The organism is Bacillus sp. 05T31 (genome assembly GCF_056396725.1).
The window spans coordinates 1-4,897 of the sequence record NZ_JBFTMA010000433.1; the positions used below are offsets into that span (position 1 = coordinate 1).

Sequence of the window (4,897 nt, forward strand, 5' to 3'; positions counted from 1 at the left end):
ACCTATCGATAAGAAAGAACGTATTTATAAAACATATTCATTCAAATGGACGTATCCGATTTGTATTACCGGTATCGTACTTGGGTTGTTCTCGATCCTCATTAGCTTTACTATTTTGATGTAGTTTGCAAACACTATTCCATATGATATAATAATCAGCAAAACATTTTGTTATAAAACTTTAGTCCTTTCATATAAAAGGGCTCAGTTAACAATAAATAAATTTATATGTATGCGATGATAAAGAAGAGTACATATTGGGGCAATTTCAGAGAGCTTGTGGCTGGTGTGAACAAGTAATTGTACAGTATGGAATGGGCTTTTGAGCACCAAACCGAACCGAAAGTAGTAGGCTTTGGCGTTATATCCAGACGTTATTATGGATCTTGAGAGATTTCACAGYWGTGAAATAATTAGGGTGGTACCGCGGTCCATTCGTCCCTATGTAATTTGGGATGAATGGGCTTTTTTGTATGCCTTCTCTTCCCCATCACGCATTCAAATTTAGGAGGAATTACTTATGTCAGTTATCTTTTCTGGTATTCAGCCGAGTGGAACGATTACACTTGGAAACTATTTAGGAGCTATGAAGCAATTTACAGAGCTTCAAAATGAACACGACTGTTATTTCTGTATTGTAAACCAACATGCGATTACAGTACCTCAAGATCCCGTACAACTTCGTAAAAACATTCGCAGTCTTGCTGCACTTTATGTAGCATGTGGCATCGATCCTGAAAAAGCTACTTTATTTGTACAATCAGAAGTACCAGCACACGCTCAACTAGGATGGATTATGCAATCAGTTGCTTACGTTGGAGAATTAGAGCGTATGACGCAATATAAAGATAAATCTTCTGGTAGAGATTCAGTTCCAGCTGGATTACTAACGTATCCACCATTAATGGCTGCTGATATTTTACTTTACAACACTGAAATCGTACCTGTTGGTGATGATCAAAAACAACATATGGAATTAACACGCGACCTAGCAGAGCGTTTCAACAAACGCTTCCGTGAAGTGTTCACTGTTCCTGAAATTCGTATTCCAAAAGTAGGAGCTCGCGTTATGTCATTAACAGAACCTACGAAAAAAATGAGTAAATCTGATCCGAATCCAAAAGCAATGATCAGTATGCTTGATGAACCAAAAACAATTGAAAAGAAAATTAAAAGTGCTGTAACTGATTCTGAAGGTATCGTGAAATTTGATAAAGAAAACAAACCTGGAATCTCTAACTTATTAACAATCTACTCTTCATTCTCTGGAAAAACAGTTGAAGAAATAGAAGCAATGTACGAAGGAAAAGGATACGGAGACTTCAAAGGCGACCTAGCACAAGTAGTCGTAGAAGCAATTCGTCCAATCCAAGACAAATATAACGAACTAATCAACTCACCAGAACTAGACGAAATTCTAGACAAAGGTGCAGAAAAAGCAAACCGCATTGCATTCAAACAACTACGTAAAGTAGAAAACGCAATGGGATTAAGTAGAAAACGTAGGTAACTTATAAAGCGGAGGCGACTGCTTAGCCCTGACGGATAAGGTTCTTCCCCACAGAAGGTGCTTTTTACCTTCTCGTGGGGAAGGTTCTTAGACGCGAAAGGCTAGGAGCCGGAGCTGGATTTCTTATAAAGCGGAAGCGGCTCGTTCAGAATGTGAGGAGGATGGAGTTCCTGACGTAGAGGCGKGTTTTGCCTCGYAGGAAGGCGCGAAGCCACTGAAYATTCTTGTCACCTCCATAAAAAAAACCGCCAATTGGCGGTTTTTTTAATTTACCTTCTGCTCATTTTCCATTTCCCATAACTTTTCAAAAAACGGCTGTCCTTTTACAAGGCGCTCACATAATTGCTCGTGCTTCTCAGACCATCCAGTTTTCGCTTCATCATAAAGTTTAGCCCAAACATCTTCAAACTCCATATGTTGGACCATTCCGTACGCTGATGGATCCCACTCTGTGAACCAATAGCGAATTTCAGCTGGATTTTTCGTTGTATGTAATTGATCTAATGCCATAAATAATAATTGTTTTAACTGTCTTTCTTTACGAGTTAGGCCATTCATAATGAAAGGCGACGGCGATAAAATATGATGTTCTTTTTCAATCTCTTCCACTTGGAACTCATACTTTTCTGCTTGCACATTCTCTACCATCTCATATACCATCTGTTCTTGACGCGGTATAAGCCTACTTTTTCTAATTGGCACATTATAGCCGATTGAATCAATCGCAATAATTCCTTTTCCATCTGTAACTACAAAACAATATTCTTGTTGCAAACGTTCRTGATTTTTACGAATATAAGCCTTATGATATACGTCTTCCAATAATTTTTGCGGAAGCTCTAATAATTCGTTCTCGATGTAATGATATAATGTGGCATCTACTTTTAATAATGGCACTTGATCTAATAGCTCAATCGTATCATCTTTCCGCCATTCGTAAAAATGACAAACGTTATACCCATTCTCTTCACCTTCAAACCAATTTACCCATACATCATGTAGATATAACATTCACTACCCCTCACTTCACTACTGTTTGTACCAATCATTATGTTCAGTTTTGCTTAACTTTATTCCACTTGAGGAAATATATTCTAATTATTATTTTTTCTTCTATAATATTAAAAAACAGGAGATAGCTCCCCTGTTTTTCATGAAACATGAAATGTATTTGCTTTATTCAATATTTCTTTCGCATCTATAGATAATAAAGAAAGTGTATTTTCTCCTTCAAATGCTACACAATCTTTCACAATATGAAATCCAAGTGCATAGCCAAGCATTTTCGGATACGAGTGCAGTCCATTTAATAAAACATCATGCTCCCTCGTACCTCTCTTTACGCCTATTCGTTCTTGTATTGAATTCCTCCAATAATAAATAGCATCTTCTTTTGAAATGTAAGTAGTCCACGGTGCACATCTTTTTTCTGTATACCTTTCATACACAGCTTGYTCAGCTAACCCTTCCATAATCATCGTATCAAGTAATGTATACTCTGTTTCTTTCGTCTCAATTTGATGTAACCTACATATATGATGGTATTCATGCGTTAATAAAGCTTTTAGTTCCTCTACTGAATTACGYCCACATAYGAATAAGAAAATAACGTGACGCATAGATAAGCCAGCCTTCCCGTTATATTCCTCTTGTATAGTTCGATTGTATGAATCTGATAATAAAATAAAGATAGGGACATCTGGACCTTTTAGCCAACCTTTCAATTTTTCATACTCCATGCTAAGTTCTTTCCAAATTTCTTTCTTCTCTAACTCTTTAATTTCCTGCTCCCCCCGCATTACTGGGCGATACATACCTTTAGAGATTAAAAAGCGATACAGTCTCTCTTTTGGTAATGGAATATACTTTGTAAATTTCTCACAAAGCTTCTCTGGACGTCCATAATACAGATGTAACCATTCTGCCGTTTCAACAACCCCCAACCTTCATCCCTCCTTTTCTTATATATATGCAAAAAAGAAAGGAACGTAAAGGTGATAAAAAATAAATAAGGTGTCTTTTCGTAATACTTTACGAAAAGACACCTTATTGTACATATTATTTATATGCTTTAAATACTAATACTGCGTTATGACCACCGAATCCTAATGAATTACTTAATACAGCTCGCACTTCTTGATGCCTCGCTGTATTTGGTACGTAATCTAAATCACATTCTGGATCTGGTGTTTCATAGTTAATCGTCGGAGGAATTACTCCGTCTGTAATTCCTGATCCTTCACCCATTACGAAACCACTACGATTTTTATCGAATGGGCGGCAAGCCGTTGCTGGATCTTCATTGAATGTTAATGCTTTCGCTGAGCTAAACCCAGCGAATGCCATACTTGTTAATGGCGCTTCTGCTCCGCCTGTTATCATCGCATCAGCATCACCGCGCTGGATTACTTTAAACGCATCACCAATTGAGTTTGCTCCAGATGCACAAGCTGTTACAGAGCAAGTATTAATTCCTTTCGCTCCTGTAGCGATTGACACTTGACCTGCTGCCATATCTGGAATCATCATTGGTACGAAGAATGGGCTCACGCGGCGCGGACCTTTTTCAGTAAAAATCTTAAATTGTTCTTCGTATGTTTCCATACCACCAATACCAGAACCAACCCATACACCAATGCGTGGTGCATTTTCTTCTGTAATTTCAAGCTTCGCATCCGCAACTGCCATTTTCGCTGCTGCTACTGCATATTGCGTAAAGCGGTCCATACGGCGCGCTTCTTTTTTATCTATATATTTTTCGACTTCAAAGTCGTTAATTTCTGCTGCTACTTTTGCAGGAATTTGTTCTGAATCTATTCTTGTAAGTCGTCCGATTCCGGATACACCGTTTTTAATGTTTTCCCAAGCTGTTTCAACATCTGTTCCGATCGGTGTAACAGCTCCTAGCCCTGTAATTACGACCCTCTTTTTTTCCATACAAAATACACTCCTTTTTTTCTCTCAGTCCTTATTTACCCCAACGAAGAGCTACTGCTCCCCATGTTAACCCGCCGCCAAAACCGACTAGTATAATTAAATCACCATCTTGAATACGTCCAGTTTGCAATTCCTCTACCATTGCAATTGGAATTGAAGAAGCCGATGTATTACCGAACTTTTCAATTGTCATACTCATTTTTTCTTTCGGTAAATTTAATCTTTCTCTTGCAGATTCCATAATACGAATATTCGCTTGATGTGGTACTAAGAAGTCCACATCCTCTTTCGTAAGTCCCGCTTTTTCTAACACGCGAAGACAGGAATCACCAAGTTGGCGAACAGCAAATTTAAAGACTTCTCTGCCGTTCATCATAACATACTCGTCTTGATAAAGATGCTTACCGCCACTTCCGTCCGCTCCTAATTCAAAAGAAAGTACACCTTTCC

At 38.2% G+C, this 4,897-nt stretch carries 4 protein-coding genes, 2 pseudogenes and 1 other annotated feature; of the genes and pseudogenes, 2 read left to right on the plus strand and 4 right to left on the minus strand.

The window, feature by feature from the left end:
• Together AC1DJR_RS21200 and trpS are read left to right on the plus strand one after the other, a co-directional pair.
• A pseudogene (locus AC1DJR_RS21200) lies at positions 1 to 124 on the plus strand (DUF3899 domain-containing protein); the annotation flags it as partial.
• A 104-nt stretch (positions 125 to 228) separates the two neighbouring features.
• Positions 229 to 446 (plus strand) — a binding site (T-box leader).
• A 74-nt stretch (positions 447 to 520) separates the two neighbouring features.
• Positions 521 to 1,510, plus strand: coding sequence for a tryptophan--tRNA ligase (trpS, locus tag AC1DJR_RS21205; protein WP_429687350.1), 990 nt, complete (start codon positions 521 to 523; stop codon positions 1,508 to 1,510).
• Between the two features lie 264 nt (positions 1,511 to 1,774).
• On the opposite strand, the gene AC1DJR_RS21210 is transcribed toward trpS, so the two are convergent.
• From AC1DJR_RS21210 to fabH, 4 genes and pseudogenes are all read right to left on the minus strand, one after another.
• Positions 1,775 to 2,521 (minus strand): YjbA family protein, encoded by a 747-nt coding sequence (locus AC1DJR_RS21210; protein WP_002030367.1) that lies wholly within the window; start codon positions 2,519 to 2,521, stop codon positions 1,775 to 1,777.
• A gap of 140 nt (positions 2,522 to 2,661) precedes the next feature.
• Positions 2,662 to 3,453 carry a DUF2268 domain-containing putative Zn-dependent protease gene (locus AC1DJR_RS21215; protein WP_477003440.1) on the minus strand — a complete coding sequence of 264 codons (792 nt, stop codon included), beginning with the start codon at positions 3,451 to 3,453 and terminating at the stop codon, positions 2,662 to 2,664.
• A gap of 115 nt (positions 3,454 to 3,568) precedes the next feature.
• Positions 3,569 to 4,447 (minus strand): beta-ketoacyl synthase N-terminal-like domain-containing protein, encoded by an 879-nt coding sequence (locus AC1DJR_RS21220; protein WP_477003441.1) that lies wholly within the window; start codon positions 4,445 to 4,447, stop codon positions 3,569 to 3,571.
• Positions 4,448 to 4,478: 31 nt separating this feature from the next.
• Positions 4,479 to 4,897: pseudogene (gene fabH / locus AC1DJR_RS21225) on the minus strand (beta-ketoacyl-ACP synthase III); the annotation flags it as partial.